The organism is Paenibacillus sp. JCM 18996, from assembly GCF_055392555.1.
Genome location: NZ_AP043884.1, coordinates 3,684,968 through 3,702,500, shown reverse-complemented (window position 1 = coordinate 3,702,500; position 17,533 = coordinate 3,684,968). Strand labels below are relative to the sequence as shown.

The 17,533-nt window shown below is 49.9% G+C and carries 21 protein-coding genes; 2 read left to right on the top strand and 19 right to left on the bottom strand.

Translation table 11 applies throughout. The features are described from left to right. Positions 1 to 126: 126 nt before the first annotated feature. Positions 127 to 462 (top strand): DUF2614 family zinc ribbon-containing protein, encoded by a 336-nt coding sequence (locus ACZ5N7_RS18210; RefSeq protein ID WP_464656032.1) that lies wholly within the window; start codon positions 127 to 129, stop codon positions 460 to 462. A gap of 109 nt (positions 463 to 571) precedes the next feature. Here ACZ5N7_RS18210 and ACZ5N7_RS18205 read toward each other — a convergent pair whose 3' ends face one another. From ACZ5N7_RS18205 to ACZ5N7_RS18180, 6 genes are all read right to left on the bottom strand, one after another. Continuing rightward, positions 572 to 2,293 (bottom strand): glycosyl hydrolase family 18 protein, encoded by a 1,722-nt coding sequence (locus ACZ5N7_RS18205; RefSeq protein ID WP_464656031.1) that lies wholly within the window; start codon positions 2,291 to 2,293, stop codon positions 572 to 574. Positions 2,294 to 2,424: 131 nt separating this feature from the next. Then, on the bottom strand, positions 2,425 to 2,868 hold the full coding sequence (gene perR / locus ACZ5N7_RS18200) for a peroxide-responsive transcriptional repressor PerR (protein WP_464656030.1): 444 nt from the start codon (positions 2,866 to 2,868) through the stop codon (positions 2,425 to 2,427). Positions 2,869 to 3,181: 313 nt separating this feature from the next. Next, on the bottom strand, positions 3,182 to 4,621 hold the full coding sequence (gene gatB, locus ACZ5N7_RS18195; protein ID WP_464656029.1) for an Asp-tRNA(Asn)/Glu-tRNA(Gln) amidotransferase subunit GatB: 1,440 nt from the start codon (positions 4,619 to 4,621) through the stop codon (positions 3,182 to 3,184). Positions 4,622 to 4,652: 31 nt separating this feature from the next. Further along, positions 4,653 to 6,107 (bottom strand): Asp-tRNA(Asn)/Glu-tRNA(Gln) amidotransferase subunit GatA, encoded by a 1,455-nt coding sequence (gene gatA, locus ACZ5N7_RS18190; protein WP_464656028.1) that lies wholly within the window; start codon positions 6,105 to 6,107, stop codon positions 4,653 to 4,655. A 98-nt stretch (positions 6,108 to 6,205) separates the two neighbouring features. Beyond that, the gene (gene gatC / locus ACZ5N7_RS18185) at positions 6,206 to 6,493 is read right to left on the bottom strand and encodes an Asp-tRNA(Asn)/Glu-tRNA(Gln) amidotransferase subunit GatC (protein ID WP_464656027.1); all 288 of its coding nucleotides are present in this window, start codon (positions 6,491 to 6,493) and stop codon (positions 6,206 to 6,208) included. A gap of 213 nt (positions 6,494 to 6,706) precedes the next feature. Further along, positions 6,707 to 7,084: an ATPase gene (locus ACZ5N7_RS18180; protein ID WP_464656026.1), complete on the bottom strand. Its 378-nt coding sequence runs from the start codon at positions 7,082 to 7,084 to the stop codon at positions 6,707 to 6,709. A gap of 153 nt (positions 7,085 to 7,237) precedes the next feature. On the opposite strand from ACZ5N7_RS18180, the gene ACZ5N7_RS18175 reads away from it, so the two are divergent. Then, on the top strand, positions 7,238 to 8,347 hold the full coding sequence (locus ACZ5N7_RS18175; RefSeq protein ID WP_464656025.1) for a HupE/UreJ family protein: 1,110 nt from the start codon (positions 7,238 to 7,240) through the stop codon (positions 8,345 to 8,347). 178 nt (positions 8,348 to 8,525) lie between these two features. On the opposite strand, the gene ACZ5N7_RS18170 is transcribed toward ACZ5N7_RS18175, so the two are convergent. The 13 genes from ACZ5N7_RS18170 to uptA all read right to left on the bottom strand — a co-directional run bounded on the left by ACZ5N7_RS18170 (position 8,526) and on the right by uptA (position 17,418). Then, on the bottom strand, positions 8,526 to 9,008 hold the full coding sequence (locus ACZ5N7_RS18170; RefSeq protein WP_464656024.1) for a hypothetical protein: 483 nt from the start codon (positions 9,006 to 9,008) through the stop codon (positions 8,526 to 8,528). A 30-nt stretch (positions 9,009 to 9,038) separates the two neighbouring features. After that, a complete protein-coding gene (locus ACZ5N7_RS18165) occupies positions 9,039 to 9,464 on the bottom strand; it encodes a hypothetical protein (RefSeq protein WP_464656023.1) in 426 nt (141 codons plus the stop codon). Positions 9,465 to 9,479: 15 nt separating this feature from the next. Beyond that, a complete protein-coding gene (locus tag ACZ5N7_RS18160; protein WP_464656022.1) occupies positions 9,480 to 9,626 on the bottom strand; it encodes a hypothetical protein in 147 nt (48 codons plus the stop codon). A gap of 19 nt (positions 9,627 to 9,645) precedes the next feature. After that, positions 9,646 to 9,795 carry a hypothetical protein gene (locus tag ACZ5N7_RS18155; RefSeq protein WP_464656021.1) on the bottom strand — a complete coding sequence of 50 codons (150 nt, stop codon included), beginning with the start codon at positions 9,793 to 9,795 and terminating at the stop codon, positions 9,646 to 9,648. 16 nt (positions 9,796 to 9,811) lie between these two features. Beyond that, positions 9,812 to 10,711, bottom strand: coding sequence for a hypothetical protein (locus ACZ5N7_RS18150; protein WP_464656020.1), 900 nt, complete (start codon positions 10,709 to 10,711; stop codon positions 9,812 to 9,814). 20 nt (positions 10,712 to 10,731) lie between these two features. Next, complete coding sequence (locus tag ACZ5N7_RS18145; RefSeq protein ID WP_464656019.1) at positions 10,732 to 11,667, bottom strand: type II secretion system F family protein; 936 nt, start codon at positions 11,665 to 11,667, stop codon at positions 10,732 to 10,734. Continuing rightward, entirely contained in the window at positions 11,664 to 13,058 is a 1,395-nt protein-coding gene (locus tag ACZ5N7_RS18140) for an ATPase, T2SS/T4P/T4SS family (protein ID WP_464656018.1), read from the bottom strand. Before ACZ5N7_RS18140 ends, ACZ5N7_RS18145 begins: the two co-directional genes overlap by 4 nt. Positions 13,059 to 13,074: 16 nt before the next feature. Beyond that, entirely contained in the window at positions 13,075 to 13,908 is an 834-nt protein-coding gene (locus ACZ5N7_RS18135) for a hypothetical protein (RefSeq protein ID WP_464656017.1), read from the bottom strand. Between the two features lie 21 nt (positions 13,909 to 13,929). Further along, the gene (locus tag ACZ5N7_RS18130; protein ID WP_464656016.1) at positions 13,930 to 14,631 is read right to left on the bottom strand and encodes an SAF domain-containing protein; all 702 of its coding nucleotides are present in this window, start codon (positions 14,629 to 14,631) and stop codon (positions 13,930 to 13,932) included. 282 nt (positions 14,632 to 14,913) lie between these two features. After that, complete coding sequence (locus tag ACZ5N7_RS18125) at positions 14,914 to 15,312, bottom strand: hypothetical protein (RefSeq protein WP_464656015.1); 399 nt, start codon at positions 15,310 to 15,312, stop codon at positions 14,914 to 14,916. A 232-nt stretch (positions 15,313 to 15,544) separates the two neighbouring features. Further along, positions 15,545 to 16,168: an MBL fold metallo-hydrolase gene (locus tag ACZ5N7_RS18120; protein ID WP_464656014.1), complete on the bottom strand. Its 624-nt coding sequence runs from the start codon at positions 16,166 to 16,168 to the stop codon at positions 15,545 to 15,547. 13 nt (positions 16,169 to 16,181) lie between these two features. Then, entirely contained in the window at positions 16,182 to 16,748 is a 567-nt protein-coding gene (locus tag ACZ5N7_RS18115; protein ID WP_464656013.1) for a thioredoxin family protein, read from the bottom strand. A 64-nt stretch (positions 16,749 to 16,812) separates the two neighbouring features. Then, positions 16,813 to 17,418, bottom strand: a complete 606-nt coding sequence (gene uptA, locus ACZ5N7_RS18110; protein ID WP_464659343.1) for an undecaprenyl phosphate transporter UptA — start codon at positions 17,416 to 17,418, stop codon at positions 16,813 to 16,815. Positions 17,419 to 17,533: the final 115 nt, after the last annotated feature.

Genomic DNA, 17,533 nt, shown 5'->3' with positions numbered 1-17,533 from the left:
AATCCGGTAGTCTATTAATGCGGGATATGCTATTATATATTTCTACAGAGTGTTATGTTTTTCCTGCCGATTTTAAATTTTTGGTAATAATTGCATAATGAATTAAAAGAAAGTGGGACCATAATAATGATACTACGTTCCAGTAAAGTGAATGAGTTTCGTCTGTGGGGACTGATGTCCACGATGGGCGGCATGCTGTTAATGATCATAGGGTTGGCCGGAGTCGTATTCAATTGGGGTGTCGTCGGCAAAATCATCGCCGTAGTGTTTATGGTCGTCGGGATGCTGTCGCTGCTCGTGAGCATGGGAATTTATTTTTGGGCGGGTATGATGTCCACCAGCGCCAAGCCGATCCGCTGCCCCGAGTGCGGCCGCATGACCAAGATGATCGGAAAGACGGACCGGTGCATGTTCTGCAAAACGATTCTAACGATGGACCCCGAGCTCGCTTCGAACGAATAGCATGATACTAAAAAAGCGGAGGCGGCCCCGCTTTTTTTAATAAGCTCGACCGCAATACAACCGGACCATAGTTCGAAGATTTACATGGTACACGGTTTTTCTCCGATGCTCATTTCCCTTCCAGCGCATCTTTGATCACCGGCCAAATCTCCGGAAGCTCGTAGCCTCTCCGCCAGGAACCTACACCTGCCAGATTGAGCTTGTTCACCAACTCGATTCTGGATTTCATGGAACGGCTGTCCTCCAGCCAAATTTTCAGGGTCTTGCCTTCCTCCTGATACTCGACGTAATTCTGCTTCACATTCTCTTGAAATACAGGGGTGAGCTGCTTCTCGTTGATGAGTTTCGCTGCTGTTTCCATAAATACGGCCTTGGATGTAACCGCGGTTTTCCCCTCTTTGGGCTCTTCTGTCCATATTCTTGTGTAGAACGGGACTCCTAAAATAATTTTCGACGGCGGTACCGCGTCCTGCGCGATGATCTGGCTAACGGACTTTTCCACCCAAGGAAGAGAAGCGACGGAGCCGGCTACCGGACTCGAACCCCAATGCTCGTCATAAGCCATTACCATCATATAATCGACTGTCTGCGCCAGCGCCTTGCGGTCATAGAACAGGGACCACATCCCGCTGTTCGATTTGGGCGTTACGTCCATAGAGACCGTCAACCCCTGCTCATGCAGAAGAGGCGTCATTTCTCTCATAAGCTGGACGAGGTTCGCTTTATCTTTTACATTCACATTCTCAAAATCGATGTTAAATCCCTGGAGCCCGTACGATTGAGCGAAACCCAGCAGCTGTTTTGTCATTTTCATCCGCTTATCGTAGGAGGACAGAGCTTCAGTCGTGATTTTGGGGTCAAAACTGTTGCTGAACAGAGCCCATACCTGCAGTTGGTTGTCGTGGGCCCATTTCACATAGGCGGGATCGGCCAAATTTTTCAGGTTCCCGTCTGTATCAGCCAAATGGAACCAGGTCGGAGAAACCACATTGAGACCGGGCATGGGAGGGATTGCCGCCGTATCCGGATTTTTGTCCGACACCTGCTCCCAGGTCAGATTGATTTTACCGCCTTCGGGCTTCCATGGGGTTTGAAACGGCTTGGATTCTTTCTTTGGGATGACCTCGGTTTGGTCCATGGCAAGCTTGCTTTTCTGGATGTATCCCACATAACCTTCCGTCAGCTGTACTTTATACCAATCCTTCTGCTCTTCCCATACGATAACTTTCTGCTGCTGCTTCAAATCCGCGAGGATCGGCGCTTTGATTGAAGGCTCTTCCCGCATAGGGATCGTCGCATCCGGCTTCTTGTCATTCCGTGCGGTTGTCCCCCAATGAATCTCTTCCCCTTCCGTCATCAAAATAACGGCTCCGGTTGTAAGAGACTCCCTGACATTCACTTTCGTTAAATCCGCCAAAGGCTCAACAGGCACATACAATTGTCCGTCCTTTTTCTCTACCGGGGATTTGAGTGTAAAAGGCTTCTCATTGACCAGCCCGGTTAACTCGCCGCTTTTCATCCGAATGACTTTGTCTGCAGACGTGAGAATGACCGATTGTGTGCTTTCTTCATATATCATAGTGGAGTCAATGTATTTTTGGGCAGCGGAAAAAGGCAGTTTTAACCCTTCCTTCTCCCCTGACGCCGGAATATCGAGCATGTTCCCTTTATAGAAAACCGGTTTGGGATTGCCTGAAAAGGTTGGGTTCTTATGCTCCGAGGACGGGTGATATTCCCAGAACAACAAGAGAGAGATCGCAAAAGAAAACAGGAAAAATATCGCGGCAGCTGCCATAATGCGTTTCCTGGTGCTGACATAGCTGACTGTCACGGATTCACGTCCTTTGATATTGAGAATAAAAAGAAAAAACGTGCCGGCCGCCGTTTCGGGCAGTGGACACGTTTAATTATACTATAATTCCGGGAGGTTCGTTCAATTATAATAGTTTTGTAGATTCCTATTTATTGGGAGAGCGCTGCTTCCGTGCCGGAGCAGGCCTTGCAGATGCCATACACCTCAAGGCGGTGGCCCCTTACGGAGAAGCCGGTCTCGGCGGAAGCCGTTTGCTCCACCTGATGCAGCGGCGGATATTCGAAATCGGCGATTGTGCCGCAGCGCTCGCATATGGCATGGTAATGGTCCGTCATGTCGGCGTCGAACCGTCTGGAATCGTCGCCGTAGGTCAATTCACGGACAAGCCCCGCTTCTATAAACAGCTTAAGGTTATTGTACACGGTGGCGACGCTCATGCTTGGAAAACGCTGTTCCAAAGCTTTGTATATTTCATCAGCCGTAGGATGGGACATCGTCTGAAGCAAATAAGCGAGAATGGCATGCCGTTGGGGAGTCATTCTTACACCTGACATTTTCAATTTGTTCAACGCGCGTTCAAGCTCCGTCTTCATTCTGTCCACCTCCATTGCTTTATTATATTTATCGAACAATACGTAAAGGACCCGGATCGTTTCCAAGTCTCTGCAGAGATCTAATAGCGCGGAATTGTTTTGTTCCATCTATTCTACGGTTAGTTTTTTCTATTTGTCAATGACAGAAGCGATAGCCGCAGGAGAAAATGCGAAGAGGGTTAGCGGCGCGGCTCGTTTTGACAAACGAAAACCAGTCCGAAACCCCCGATCAGTTTTATCGTGCGGATGTCACTTCGAGCTTAAGCCGGCGTCGAAATGTGCATCCCCGCTCCGAGGATGCACCAGCGATGCATTAACTGTTCAGTCTTTCCAAAATCAGCTTGTTCACCAAGCCGGGATTGGCTTTGCCTTTGGTCTCTTTCATCACTTGTCCTACCAAAAACCCTACCGCTTTTTCTTTACCCGCCTTGAAATCCGCCACTGACTGAGGATTGTTGTCAACGATCGTGTCGACAATCGCCTTGATCGCACCTTCGTCGCTGATCTGCACCAAGCCCTGCTCTTCCACAATTTGCTGCGGCGCCTTGCCGGTTTCAATCAACTCTTTGAACACGGTTTTGGCGATTTTGTTCGAAATCGTACCTTTTTCGATCAAGCCGATCAGTTCGCCCATCCCTTTGCCGGTGATTTTTACGTCATCAAGCTCCAGGCTGTTCGCGTTCAAATAGCCTGACAGCTCACCCATAATCCAGTTGGATACAGCTTTAGCGTCCTTCGTGTAAGATAAGCTTTCCTCGAAAAGGTCAGCCATTTTCTTGGATGAGGTTATTACCCCCGCATCATAGGCCGGCAGTCCGTACTCCGCTGCGTAGCGCGCTTTGCGGGCGTCCGGCAGCTCGGGAATCGTAGCTCTGATAGAATCCTTCCACTCCTGGTCGATATAAAGCTTGACCAAATCCGGATCCGGGAAATAACGGTAATCGTGAGCTTCTTCCTTGCTTCGCATAGCAATCGTCTTTCCTTGGGCGTCATCCCAGCGTCTCGTTTCCTGGATCACCCGGTTGCCGCTGTCGAGTGCTTCCGCCTGACGGATCTCTTCATATTCCAATCCTCGCTGCACTCCGCGGAATGAGTTCATATTCTTGAGCTCGGTCCTCTGGCCAAATTTTTCCTGGCCGTAAGGACGGATAGACACGTTGGCGTCACAGCGCAGTGAGCCTTCCTCCATTTTCACATCGGAAACTTCGCAGTACTGCATGATGGCCTTCAGCTTTTCCAAGTAGGCTTTCGCTTCTTCAGGGCTGCGAAGGTCGGGCTCCGACACAATCTCAACCAAAGGAGTGCCCACGCGGTTAAAATCCACGAGTGAGGCATAACCTCCATCCACGTGGGTCAATTTACCGGCGTCTTCCTCAAGGTGAAGCCTTGTAATGCCGATGCGCTTCGTTTCGCCGTTCACTTCGATTTCGATCCAGCCGTTCTCTCCGATCGGCTTATCGTACTGCGAGATTTGATAAGCTTTCGGGGAATCGGGATAGAAGTAGTTTTTACGGTCAAATTTCGTCTCGGCCGCGATCTCACAGTTCAGGGCCATTGCCGCTTTCATCGCATAATCGACCGCCTGGCGGTTCAGCACCGGAAGAACTCCCGGATGTCCCAGACAGATCGGGCACGTATGTGTATTAGCGGGAGCACCAAATGAGGTCGAACAGCCGCAAAAAATCTTGGAGTTCGTGTGCAGCTCCACGTGCACCTCGAGTCCGATGACCGTTTCGTATTTGCCTATGGCCATGTTACCGATAACCTCCTGCCATCCCTGCAACCTACAGTTGGGGACGCTGCTTATGATAGTCTGTATTCTGCTCAAACGCGTGAGCCACGCGCAAGATGGTCGATTCGTCCAAAGCCTTGCCGATAATTTGCAGGCCCACCGGCATACCGTCCGCAAATCCGCATGGGACGCTGATTGCAGGCACTCCGGCCAAATTGACGGGTATCGTCAGGATATCGTTCAAATACATGGTCAGCGGATCGTCCACTTGTTCACCCAGCTTGAAGGCGGCGGTGGGAGCGGTCGGCCCTATCACGACGTCGTATTCTTCGAACGCTTTATCAAAATCGCTTTTTATGAGGGTGCGCACCTGCTGAGCTTTCTTGTAATAAGCATCATAATAACCGGAGCTCAGGGCATAGGTGCCCAGCATGATCCGGCGCTTCACTTCGGGTCCGAAGCCTTCGCTTCTGGATCTGTGATACAGCTCGAGCAGGTTATCGGCGTTGTCGGTACGCACTCCATACCTTACGCCGTCGTATCGGGCGAGGTTGGAGGACGCTTCGGAGGACGCCAGCAAGTAATAGGTTGCAACCGCATATTCGGAATGAGGCGTGGAAATCTCATGCACGGTTGCGCCCAGTCCCTCCAACACTTTCAGCGCTTGCAGCACTGTTTCTTTGACTTTGGGATCGATCCCCTTGCCTATATATTCTTTAGGAACGGCGATCCGCAGTCCCTTCACGTCGCCCGTTAACGCGCTGAGATAATCAGGTATGTCCACTTTGGCGGAAGTGGAGTCCATCGGATCATGGCCTGCAATCGCCTGCAGCACATAAGCGTTGTCTTCAACGTTCTTGGTCAGCGGACCGATCTGGTCGAGGGAGGAGGCGAACGCCACAAGTCCGAAACGGGAAACCAACCCGTAAGTGGGCTTCATGCCGACGATGCCGCAATACGCGGCCGGCTGGCGGATGGAGCCTCCCGTATCGGAACCGAGAGAGAAGTATACTTCTCCGGCGGCCACGGCAGCGGCCGATCCGCCGCTGGATCCCCCTGGCACATAATCCAGGTTCCATGGATTGTGGGTCGGGTGAAAAGCGGAGTTCTCGTTGGAGCCGCCCATTGCAAATTCGTCCATGTTGAGCTTGCCGACGGTTATGGCCTGCGCCTTCTTCAGCTTCTTCATAACGGCAGCGTCATAAATCGGGACGAAGTCGGACAGAAACTTGCTGGAGCAGGTTGTTCTTAGCCCTTCGGTCACGATGTTATCTTTTACCCCCGCAGGCAGGCCGAATAAAATCCCGCGCTCTGAGCTTTCCAGGGACTTGTCCAGTTCTTTGGCGGTATTTCTCGCGTTTTCTTCGTCCAGAGTCAGAAAAGCTCTGACCTTTGAATCTACCTCGTTGATTCTTTGGTACGATTGATCCACCAAGTCGGAAACGGAAATTTCCTTATTCCGCAGGCGGGTGTGTAATTCCTGAAGTGTATGATCGAACAAAGACAACACAGGGGCCCCCCTTCAAATGTTCGCCGGCGTTATTCTTGGCGCAGCGGTTGCAGATTTCTGACAACCGGCGCTATTCTTGGCGCAGCGGTTGCAGATTATTCCAAAACTGCCGGAACTTTAAATTGACCGTCTTCTTCCTCCGGAGCGTTCAAGAACACTTTATCCAGCGGAGCTGACGGACGAACCTCGTCTTCTCTTACCACATTGAATACCGGCATAGCATGGCTTGTCGGCTCAACGCCTTCCGTATCTAAACCGTTCAACTGCTCCGCGTATTTAAGGATCGCGTTCAGCTGTCCGGTGAACTGTTGTTTTTCCTCTTCGGTGAGATCCAGCCTCGCCAGTTTGGCGACATGCTCCACGTCATTGACGGTAATGCTCATTTTTGTACGCACCTCTCTTATCACAAACTCATTCTTAATATTATAGCCTATGGCCTGAGGGAACTCAATTCCGCCTTTGAGCCGATTGTCAGCGCCAGGCAGCAGTACAATCGGTGTGCGTACCCGGTAAAATCGCGGCTCTCCCGCACGGACGGCAAAAACCCTTTGGGGAGTCCGTCTCCTCAAAGGGCTCAAAAGGTTGCGACAGATTAATTAAATCCACGCTCTCAAATTAATCTGCCTCACGAAGTCCTGCTGGCTCTGCACTTCCTTGCTTTTTTCCTCCGCCGCTTCGACATTCCCGCCGTTCATGATTCTGCGGAACAACTCTTCGTTCTTCGTAGCCAACGCGAAGTCTATCAAAGCTTCCCGCTCCAGGCGGTCGGCCTCCTTCTGCAGCAGTACTTCTTCCAGCTCGATGTCCTCTGCCGGCACGTAATAGGTTCTGCTCATTTTCGGCACCCGGACTACATAATCAAAGACGTTGTCAGCGTTCCTTTCATAAGCGATAATATAGCCATAATCTCCAACCGGCAGATTCTGTTCGAAGCTGTCGGCGACGATATAAACCTTCTCTCCCAATCGCAGCATAGATGGACCTCCTTAAAAAATCATCTGGAATAAAAATAAATCTATCAATTAAAGTTTTTAGACAGGAAATTTTTATTTGTAGTACATTCTATATCATTGCAGAAAAAAATTCTATCCATATTCCATCTTTTTTTTACAAAATCGAGGTGCCTAATGAATCGTCTTGTTTATCGTATTTCTCTCTGTTCTTTTTTGTTCCTCGCGGTTTTGCTTTTTGGGCTTGTGGCACGTGTGCATCCCGCGCTGTCCCATCCGATCAATAACGGATATTCCACGTTGACTCTGGGTATAAGCACGGTAGATTACGAGCTCTTTATCCCCGAACGCAGCTTGCTGTTTTTTGATACTGACCATGACAAGCAGTTGGATTTAGGGGAGTTGAATGGGCGTAAGGCTGAAGTCGAGGATTATTTAAGGAAAAAGATTGTGCTCTCCCAAAACGGGGAACCGCTCTCCATGAAGCTTCTGACGATTGATAAATCGGAAAAAGAAACGATTCCGGGGATTGTATTCCAGCTCAAGTACACCTTTTCAAAGGAAATCTCGGATCTGACGCTCAAGTACGATCTGCTGTTCGATGATGCGGATCCCAATCATTGGAATTTTGTGCTCTGGATCGATGGCCAGGATATGGATCAGTCGGTAATGAGCGCTTCCAGCCGGACGTACCATTTTCAAAGGATGCATCCTCCGGGCATGCTGGACTCTCTATGGACCTACTTCATGCTGGGGATCAAGCATATTATAACGGGATATGACCATATCTTATTTTTGTTGTCGTTGATTGTGGCTGCCGTACGGTTTATGGATGTTATCAAAATTGTAACGGCATTTACGATCTCCCACAGTGTCACCTTGATCCTTGCGGCCTCAGGAGTTATCAATCCGCCAGCTTCCTGGGTTGAGGCCGTTATTGCGCTTTCCATCTGTTATGTGGCGGCGGAAAATTTATTTTTCAAACGGACAGCCAAAAGGTTGCTGCTTACTTTCGGATTCGGGCTTGTGCACGGAATGGGCTTTGCCGGGGCTCTCGGGGAGATAGGACTGCCACAGCAGTATTTTATTTCTTCGTTGCTGTCTTTTAATCTGGGAGTGGAGGCCGGTCAAATGGGGATTGTGTTTGTAGTCCTGCCCATGCTGCTGCAGCTGCGCAAATATTCCTGGTACAGATATATTCTGTTAGGAGCGTCTTCAGCTATTTTTGCTGTAGCCTTTTACTGGCTCTTGGAAAGAATAGGATGGCTGCCCATGCGCTTGTCATGAAACCTAAGGTTTCGCTATGCCGGACGAAGGCGTGGGACGGCTAACGCCGAACGCCGAACAAGATTTCGTGCGGATAACAACTAGCAAACCCCCAACTGTTTTGGGGGTTTCTGTTTTTTATATAAGCTTTGTCCGCGAAGGAGCGGCTGAGCCGAATGTATCAACCGTGAGTGAGACATTAATAAACTATTTCGGCGGCTCCTTTAATATGCCAGACAATCGGCTGCAATACTTTATAAGTTCCCGGATATTCCATCCTGACGATAAGGATTACTCCCGGCTTCTTCAGGGTTACCGTATATCCGTAAGCTGCGTTAGTATAAGTGTAGGGAAAATTTTCATTCTCGTTTACGATTTTAAACACTTCTATTACTGCGGGAGATTGAAGAAATGTTCCGGGCAGAGGACGATTCTGCGCGTCCAATGAAAGGTTCGATTGCAGATATTGGTCCATAGCGAGTCGCGCCTTCAAAGGATCAATAGAATAGATCCCGCGAGCCAGCTTGGCAGCATCGGTCTGTTGAGCCGCCGCATGGACGGCTCTGTCCACCCCGTGTTTGCCTTGAAACAAGGCGTTCATCGAAATTTGTTCATCGATTTCAAGGGCGTACACCGTCATGGCAAATACCGTGAGCATGAGATATAAAATCAGCTTGTACATGGATTCTCACCCGCTCCGATCCTCCTGCCTTTACGGAACATATTCACTCATCTTCATCCCTGACGCTCCCATGCGGGACAAACCGTCAACGGGACTCATCCCGATCAAGCCGTCAATGATAAACAGATTCTTGTAAGGATAAGTGATCTTCAGCCCAATGCCCGTTCCTCTAAGCTCAGGCCGCGAGTCATTCGTTCCCGATGCTCCTGTGGTTGTCGTGACGGTATACTCCAAGTCGGAGGGAACGAATCCGCGTTCGGATAAACGTTGTTTCGAATCATTGACCATCGCCCTATGGATATAGCCGTGCTCTCCGTTCGCCCCCACCTCCAGAAGATAGTCGACCTCCTTTTGGAGCAAGGCCTGCCTTGTAATGAGCACATGCTTATAGACCGGCGCAAACATAAGCCAACACATTAAAGCTGCAAACAGAACAAATGTCAAAATGGATTTCATTCCCGGTTCCCCTACTCAAGGGTTCATATTTTCAATCGTATGATTGACCTTGCCCCCGCTTAGTTTTACTACCGCTTTCGTCCCTCCGGCACCGCCTATCGATGAGTTATAGATTACTGCAACGACGGTAACCAGCATGACTGTGATCAATATCGTTCTCATAGCCCCATCCCTCTCCGCCTTATGGAGTCAGAGCGGTCACGTTCGTATTGGCAACATTGCCGTGGGTCTGGATGTTTTTTCTCATGCCTGTGTCCCCCGAATTAATGATCGATGTAAATAAAAGCGCGGCCACGATCAGCATCATCACTGTCATTAGAATGTTCCTCAAAGAAATCTCCTCCTGATTAATTAATGGATTGGAACAGCTTCTGTCCTTCCGCAACCCAGGGATAGATGAACACGCGAAACGTATTCAAAATCGGCAGCCCCGCCAGTACGAAAAGGATGTATGAAACCGTTTCTTTCTTGCTTTCTTTGTGAAGCTCAAGCTTTTCTTTGTAATCGCCGATTCTTTGCCTCAACAGCAGGTAGTAGCTTTCATCTTCATTTAACCGCAGCGAGTGCAGCGTCTCCGCCAGCGAATGGGCCTCATCCGTTCCAAGACGGATTTTAAACCTGCGAATGGCGGCCTCGGCATCTCCGTACCATTCATTGAGCAGAAGATGCATTTCGTTCCGGATCGTCCGCGTATACGGAAGACACCGGGCGAGCTTGCTGTGTAAGTTCATCCGGGAACCGGAGTAATAAAGGAGCTGGCTGCTGACGGAATAAACCTCCCGGATGATTTTGTAGGAACGTATGCCTTTGAAATACTCCAGAATCGGCCGCTCAAATATAACCGGAATGAAACCGATCGCTGCAGCCAGAAGAAAATATACAGGTTCCGCAAACAGCGTAAATATCGGCCGTTGGAAGCCGAAATATCCTGCGGTGCCGAGCAAGAAGGAAATGCAGCCGATTGTCCTTCTGCCTGCTTCATATAATGTAACGTCGAAGTTCACACCGCATCCGATCAGCAGCTGGCGTTTTTCCTCCCAGACTTCTTCCCTGGGGGAAATCATCAGCAGCTTCAACAAATAACCAGGAGCCTTCAAAGGGGCAGCAGCCTTGCTTCGTGCAAGTTTCCATCTCCGCTTTCTGGCCGGCAGAAGCCTAAGAGCAGACCAAATGGATACGAAGCAGAGAAGGAACAACACAACTTGTGAAACAAAATTAAGGATTTGCCATTGAACGTCGGAAATCACGGCTGTTCTCCTTTACGCCATTACATTCTGCGCATCGATAAATATAATCCCATAATAAAGGAAGCAAAAATCAGCAACAGGGCATCCAGCACTATGTTGCGCCCAGCCGGATCAAGCACATAATACACATAAGCGTTCTCTGAATTGATTTTAAAATTGAGGAACAAAAATAGTCCTAAAAACAAGATCGGAGTAAAATTCGCTATGCGGATTTCCAACAGCCGGTTTCTTTCCGCCTGGTCGGCCCTCTGCGCTTTGCGCATATCGGTGATCAGTTCCTTCAAGCTGTCGGATATGTTATTCCCTTCCACCAGAGCGACCCTGACCATATTGACAAAATAATCTCCCCAAATATGTCCTAATGCCAATGAGAAAACCCTGAGTGCGTGCTCCGTGTCCTGGTTCGTCATCAAATTACGGTAAAGGTGCTCAAATACAGGCCGAAGAGGGTAGCGGATCCTGTTCTCCGCCAAGCTTTCCTTCAGCGCGGTTTTCATATTTTTCTGCCCGCATAAAATGTAATATTGATAGAACACTTCGACGGCCGGCAGGAACTCGAGCCTGGTCTTCAATTGGATACTGAGCAGCTTCATACGCAGCAGAACATAAGGCAACATCCCCAGTATGATCGAAAGTGCTATAACCCCTTTAACCGATTGAAAAAAGAAGCCTCCGACAGTCAAACCGACGAGCAGCAGGAAACCGTTGGCAGTGAGGAACAGGCCTATACCCACCTTCCGGGAGGAGGCTTCCAGCAGCTCATTCAAGTGGCGGTGAACGATGTTGTACCGGGAGATCCATTCCGCCATCCGATTGCCGAATTTGGCCCTCTGCACATAGCGTAGCCGCAGCCTTGCCTTATGTTGAATTGTCAATGTGCGCAGCAGTCCATGTGCAAACATGTAAATGAGCAGGAAAAGCATTAAAAGCAGGCTCCATTGGGCTATGACTATCACTGCGGCAGCACCCCTAATTCTACCATCGCCTGGCAGCCTGCCGGATCCATCCGCTGGATTCTCTGTGCCGCACGCCTCGAAAATCCGCTGCCATAAACCCACGTCTTCTTAAAAGCATCAAATCGCACAATATCCAGAACACGGATTTCCCCTTTGTCGTACAAGTATTCCCCAATACGGAGAATCTTTCTTTTACCATCGACAATTCCCATCTGAAAGCCAATCTGGGTGACGTATTCGGTGATCCGCTTAGTGAGCCTCGCCGGGTCCATCCCCCGCCCATCCATCATGCACATATCGGCTATTGCGTCCGGCGCGTCCTCAAGCTCGTTGACATGCACTGAAGTAATGCTTCCTTCATGCCCCCGGGTGCAGGCTCTGACATATATATTGGCGTCATCATCCCGGATTTCCGCGTGGCAAATCCTTTTGGGCGATTGCCTGAGGGCCAGTTTAAAGGCTTGCTGGCCGGAATGGACCAGGTTCTCGTCATCCACCTCGTACTCCACGATATTTTTTAGCGGAAAGTCGCGTTTGAGCATCAGCTCGTATCTGTTCTCGATGGTAACGATCCGCTCTTCATCCGGCAGTTCCGCTATAAAGGCTTTGATCAGATTCGTCTTGCCCGAGTTGGTGGGACCGATTATAACCATATTGAAATAGGAACGGAGAATGCAAAGGATGACAGCCCCGACCTTTTCATCGATCGTATCCTGCTCCGGCCGGGCCAACGCCTGCAGGCTGAAATGTTTGACGTTGAACAATCGGATCGTGAGCGTCGGCTCAGCAGTGAACCCGAACCCGGTCATCGTTACCCTCGATCCGTCGATCAGCATTACTTCCGCCCATCGCTTCCTGGTATTCAAAGATTCGTTGTTGTATAAAACAAGATTCTGCTGTATTCTTTCCAGTTCTTTCACGGAGGAGAGCTGATAGGGGGACAGAGACGGGTACCCGTCCCGAACCTCATAAATTAACCGTCCTACCACTTGAATTTCCTCTAACCCGGCCCTGTTCTTCATAATCAGCTCAAGTACGTTCATGCCGATGACTTCGGCAAACACGGCTTCCGAGAGCGTGTCGAAGCGCTGGCCCGGTGAAGGAATGGCCGTTATTCTCCGCTTGGCTAACAGATCTTCAATTATCGCCAGCATCTGCCTGCGTTCCGTGTCATATCCCAGCACGGCTTTGTTCAGCATTTCACTGTATCTCTGCTGCTCTTCTTCCGTCCTTCCTCTCCAGAAAGCTAGTTCCGATCTGATAAAATCGACACATTGCTCAAAATCTCCCTGCGTTTGTCCGCCGGCTAAGCTTTCTTGAGCAGCCGGCAGGCTGTGAACCGGATTCTGGCTGGAAGCATAATCGAGTATAGAGAATTTGCTTTCATTCAATGGAAAGCACCTCCGTTCACTGAGACACGGCAGCCATCACCCGCCGAATCCATGGCTTGGTGTCGACCGCGGGCCTGCATTTCCAATCGAATTCCTTCACGATCCGCTTCGCTATCGGTTCAATATCCTCTTGCAATTGAGGAGAACGAAGAAGCTCAAGCAGCTTACCCTGATTCAAATAGTCGGACGCCTGGGAGTGGTGCCGGATTTGCCCCAAAACAGCGGTATCCGTTTCTTTGGCTATATCCTTTACTTTTAATACGGAATTGTCCGATTGTGTAATGATGCAAGAGAATTGCGCCGGTTCCAGCCCAACCACGGCGCCTACCTGACCGATCCATTGATTGAAATCTTCTTGAAAATGACACAGTTGATGCGTGGTCACCACTATTCTTTTATCCGCTTCCACCAGCCCCAATACCGTCGCTGCGTTATCCCAGTATGCGCTCACTTCGATGACGGCAATGTCAAAAGACTCCCGCGCCGTCCTCAGCAAGTGGCCAATTTCTTCGGTGGTATAAAAATCCGCCTGCTCCCTCCGCAAATTGCCGTAGAGCACGTGTAAATTGGCGGCATCTTTGACCGGCTCGCAGTAAAATTGCAGACGTTCCCTTTTCAAGGTTTGCGACTTTAATTCAGCACGCAGATGGTTTAAACTGACCTCCGGAAGATCACGGCCAAGATAGCGGTGAAGCTTGGAGCTTTTCAAATTCAGACATATGTACGCGACACTGCCATGAAGCTGCCGCGCCAAGGAAACGGCCGCCGCAAAAGAGGCGATCGTCGTGCCGATATTCGGTGTGGAACCGACGAAAGCGATCAGGCTGCCTCCGGGTTGTTGTTTATTCATCACTTACCGCCTTTCTTCTTATTATGGGGCCGTTATTGAGGAAGCGCTGAAAGCAATAACCAGCTTCGCCTTCTTCGAGCCGCACAGATTGTCGATTGTAAACCATTCCTCCTCCTTTAAATTCAGATTGATATGGTCTATCGCCCCATTCGCCTCCAGGCGGGACAAATACATCTTCTCCTCGTCCCCTTCCGCTTTCGACAGCAGATTGGAATTCTTCGGGTTGTCCACTTCCACATTAGCCGCAGATTTCACCGAGGCAACGACGATCTCGGACGCCAGCAGCCTGCGGGTGTTGCCATCCGGCCCTGACGAATAAATCCTCACCTTGTCGCCAGCCCTGATTCCGCTGGAAACGGACAGAATGTATTCTTTCGGAATCTGGAAGGTCGATTGGGATTGATTCGGCAGCAGATGGAACCGGTTCAGCTTCCACTGGAGTACCGGTTCATCCCTTCCCAGAGGGACCATCGTCTCCTTTCCTGCAATTTCCCTCATGTCCCTTATCATGCCGGCCTTGTAAGCAGCTGTGAAGACCGGTTTGTACTCCAGCATATGCTCATTGATCATCGTCCCCGTCTTGATAAAATCTTTGGGCACGACCACATTGACCGTGCGCTGCAGTTCAACCTGCTTCAATTGAAAGACATACACGCCGTAAACAAGCAGAGCAGCCAATCCCGCAGCCAGAAAACTGATCATAATGCTGCGACTACGGTTCAAACGCACTTCACCTCCTTTCTCATGGTTAATAAAGTCTCCTTTCGCCTTAGCGACTTAAGCTTTCTTCAACGTAAAAAAGACGCAAACCTCGGGCAGTCCCGTAAGCTTGCGTCCTTCGCAAACGTATATAATCGCTATGAACTCAATTTACCAGAAACCGACAAGATTGTCCACCCTTTTCGATATTTTTTTACAAAATGAAACCTGACTACTGATCCGCAAAAAACCCCGGGACTCCACGACGGAAGTGGCCGGGGCTCTGTTCTTTTCGCCCGTCTCAGCTCAATAATGGTGGATCGACCGGAGTACGATCACGAGCAGCACGAACAGAACAAGAAGTGCGAAAGTCTGGCTCCTGTACGGCGAAACGACGTGCGGATGCGGATAATGGGCGTAGGGCAGCACATGGTGCGGATGTTTGCCTGCGGAGATGGGGGCAACATTGGATATCATGGCAGGAGCGACATTCGGCATCATAGCCGGGCTGACCATGGGAGCCATGTTGGGCTTCATATGATGGCCCATTGCGGGGCTGACTACGGGCATTACCGGATTCGGCATGGACGTCGGCTTGTAGATAGGCATTACCGGGTTGGGAGCCATCGGCGGCTGCATTGCAGGGCTAACTAAATTCGGCACGTGGGCCGGCATTGTCATTGGCTGTTGAATCGGTTTTTCCAAGGTGGGGCACCTCCCTAGATTTTGAATACACCATAGTCTATGGGGGGATACCTAGTCCGAACACGGTGAACACCTAGATGTCCGTAAAATGGTCAATAGCCCCGATACGCCTTGAGTTAAACGAGTACATTACACATCTTCGTGAAAGACCCTGCCTTCAATTTGCCCTTCAGACCGATACACTTGATCCGTAAATTCGGCTAACTTGGCTTCACAAAGATCTAATCGACTTTTACACATATGGATTATTCTCGATTTCATACCCGATGGTCGTTCTTTGACCGTGTCCCGGATAAACCTTGACGTCATCACCCAGCGGAAACAGCTTGGAATGGATGGAATCCAACAAATCCTGCTCCCTTCCTCCGGGAAGATCCGTGCGCCCGATAGAATTGCGGAAGAGCACATCACCGCTAAACAGGTGGTTCTCATAAAGGAAGCTCACGCTGCCCGGCGAGTGGCCCGGAGTATGAAAGACCTGCAGCTGAATCCCGATCAGATCGAGCTTCTGCCCTTCGTCCAACCGGTATTCCGCGTCTTCCGTCGTAATCGCCCCGCCCAGCTCCGGCCATCTTAACGACCCGTTCTTCCTTCCGTCCGTTAACCAGTCGGCCTCCAGATCATGGATGTATACCGGACATTTCTTCAGCTTGCGGATCTCATCCACGCCGCCGATATGGTCAAAGTGAGCGTGAGTGAGCAGGATCGCCTCGATATCCAGCCCCTCCATCCGCTTCACAAGCGACTTCGGATTCATCCCCGGATCGATGATGAGGGCTTTGCCGGTTTCCGTATTCGTGAGCAGGTAAGCATTGGTTTCCAGTGGACCAAGCGCCCATCCTTCTATGCTAATCATGGACAATTCACCTCTAATGCTGGGAAAGCAGCTCTCTTAATTCTTTTACAATGACACTTTGATAGCTTGTTCCTTCGCCGTACTGGCGTCCCATTTCCTGGCGAGCTGCAGCTATCTTCTCCTGATAATCAGGCGCTTCCCGGTCAGGGTTCAGGATCCTGAACTGGTTCATAACCGCCTGGACATGCTGCGGACGCGGTCCCCATTGGTCAAGCACATGTCCGCTGGTATCGGTGAAAATAACGACCGGAATCGATCTGCCGCCTGCAGTCAGGAATTGATCCATTACGTCGAGATTCTGCTCCATAATCAGCACTTCCACAGGTATTCCCCCCGTTTCCATCGCCCGGAAAACAACGGGGACGTTGCGCACCACATCACCGCACCAATCCGCCGCTATGATGAGGCAGCGAAGGTCGTCGCGGTTGTTTAACGATTCAAAAAATCCCTTGTCCACTTCGTTTTCCCACTCAAAGCTCTCATACCATTCCATGAATTTCTCTTTATTTTGCTGCATGCTCTCTATAAACTGCTCTGGACTCAAACCAGTACGGAGCTTATCCGCCAAATTGACACCCATCTTCAACGCCCTCCCCAGAATAGATTCCCCTTCATTTTAGCAAAAAAAGGATATGGACTCCAAATCAGGAATGTTTGCTTTTGTTCCTACGGTAAATCTTGAACAAAAAGTAAAGCGCGGTCAAGCCCAGTGCGGCCCAGATGAACATTCTGGTATAAGGAGCGGCGTACTGGTTAATTTGGTTCCATTTGTCTCCCAGCAGCATGCCCAGATAAATAAACATAATCGACCATGGAATCACGGCAAGAGCCGTCAATACCGTAAAACGCAGCAAAGACATGCGGGCCATACCCGCCGGAACTGAAATCGCATGGCGAACCACCGGAATGAAACGCGCAGTAAAAATAACGCCCGTCCCGTACCTGTTAAACCATTCTTCCGCCATATCGATCTGTTTTTTGTGGATGAAAATATATTTGCCGTATCTCTCGAGAAAAGGCCTGCCGCCGTAACGGCCTATCCAATACACGAAAATTTGGGCTATCGTACCGCCGATGACACCGAAAATCACTGCCAACCACAAGTTTAACGCCCCTGTCGAAACGGCGTACCCTGCATAGGCCAGCACAATTTCGCTGGGAATGACCTCAATCATCAAGCCAAGCATAATTCCCCAATACCCGAGGCCTTCGAAAAACATGAGAATGTTATGAACGATATTTGACATGATCCCTTTCCTTTCCCGGATAAAATATCTTTTTTATTCTACCATAATCCGTTGGACAACCACCAGCTTAGTGCCCGTTATCGCATGACAAGCTTCAGCATATACATTATTCATGAAA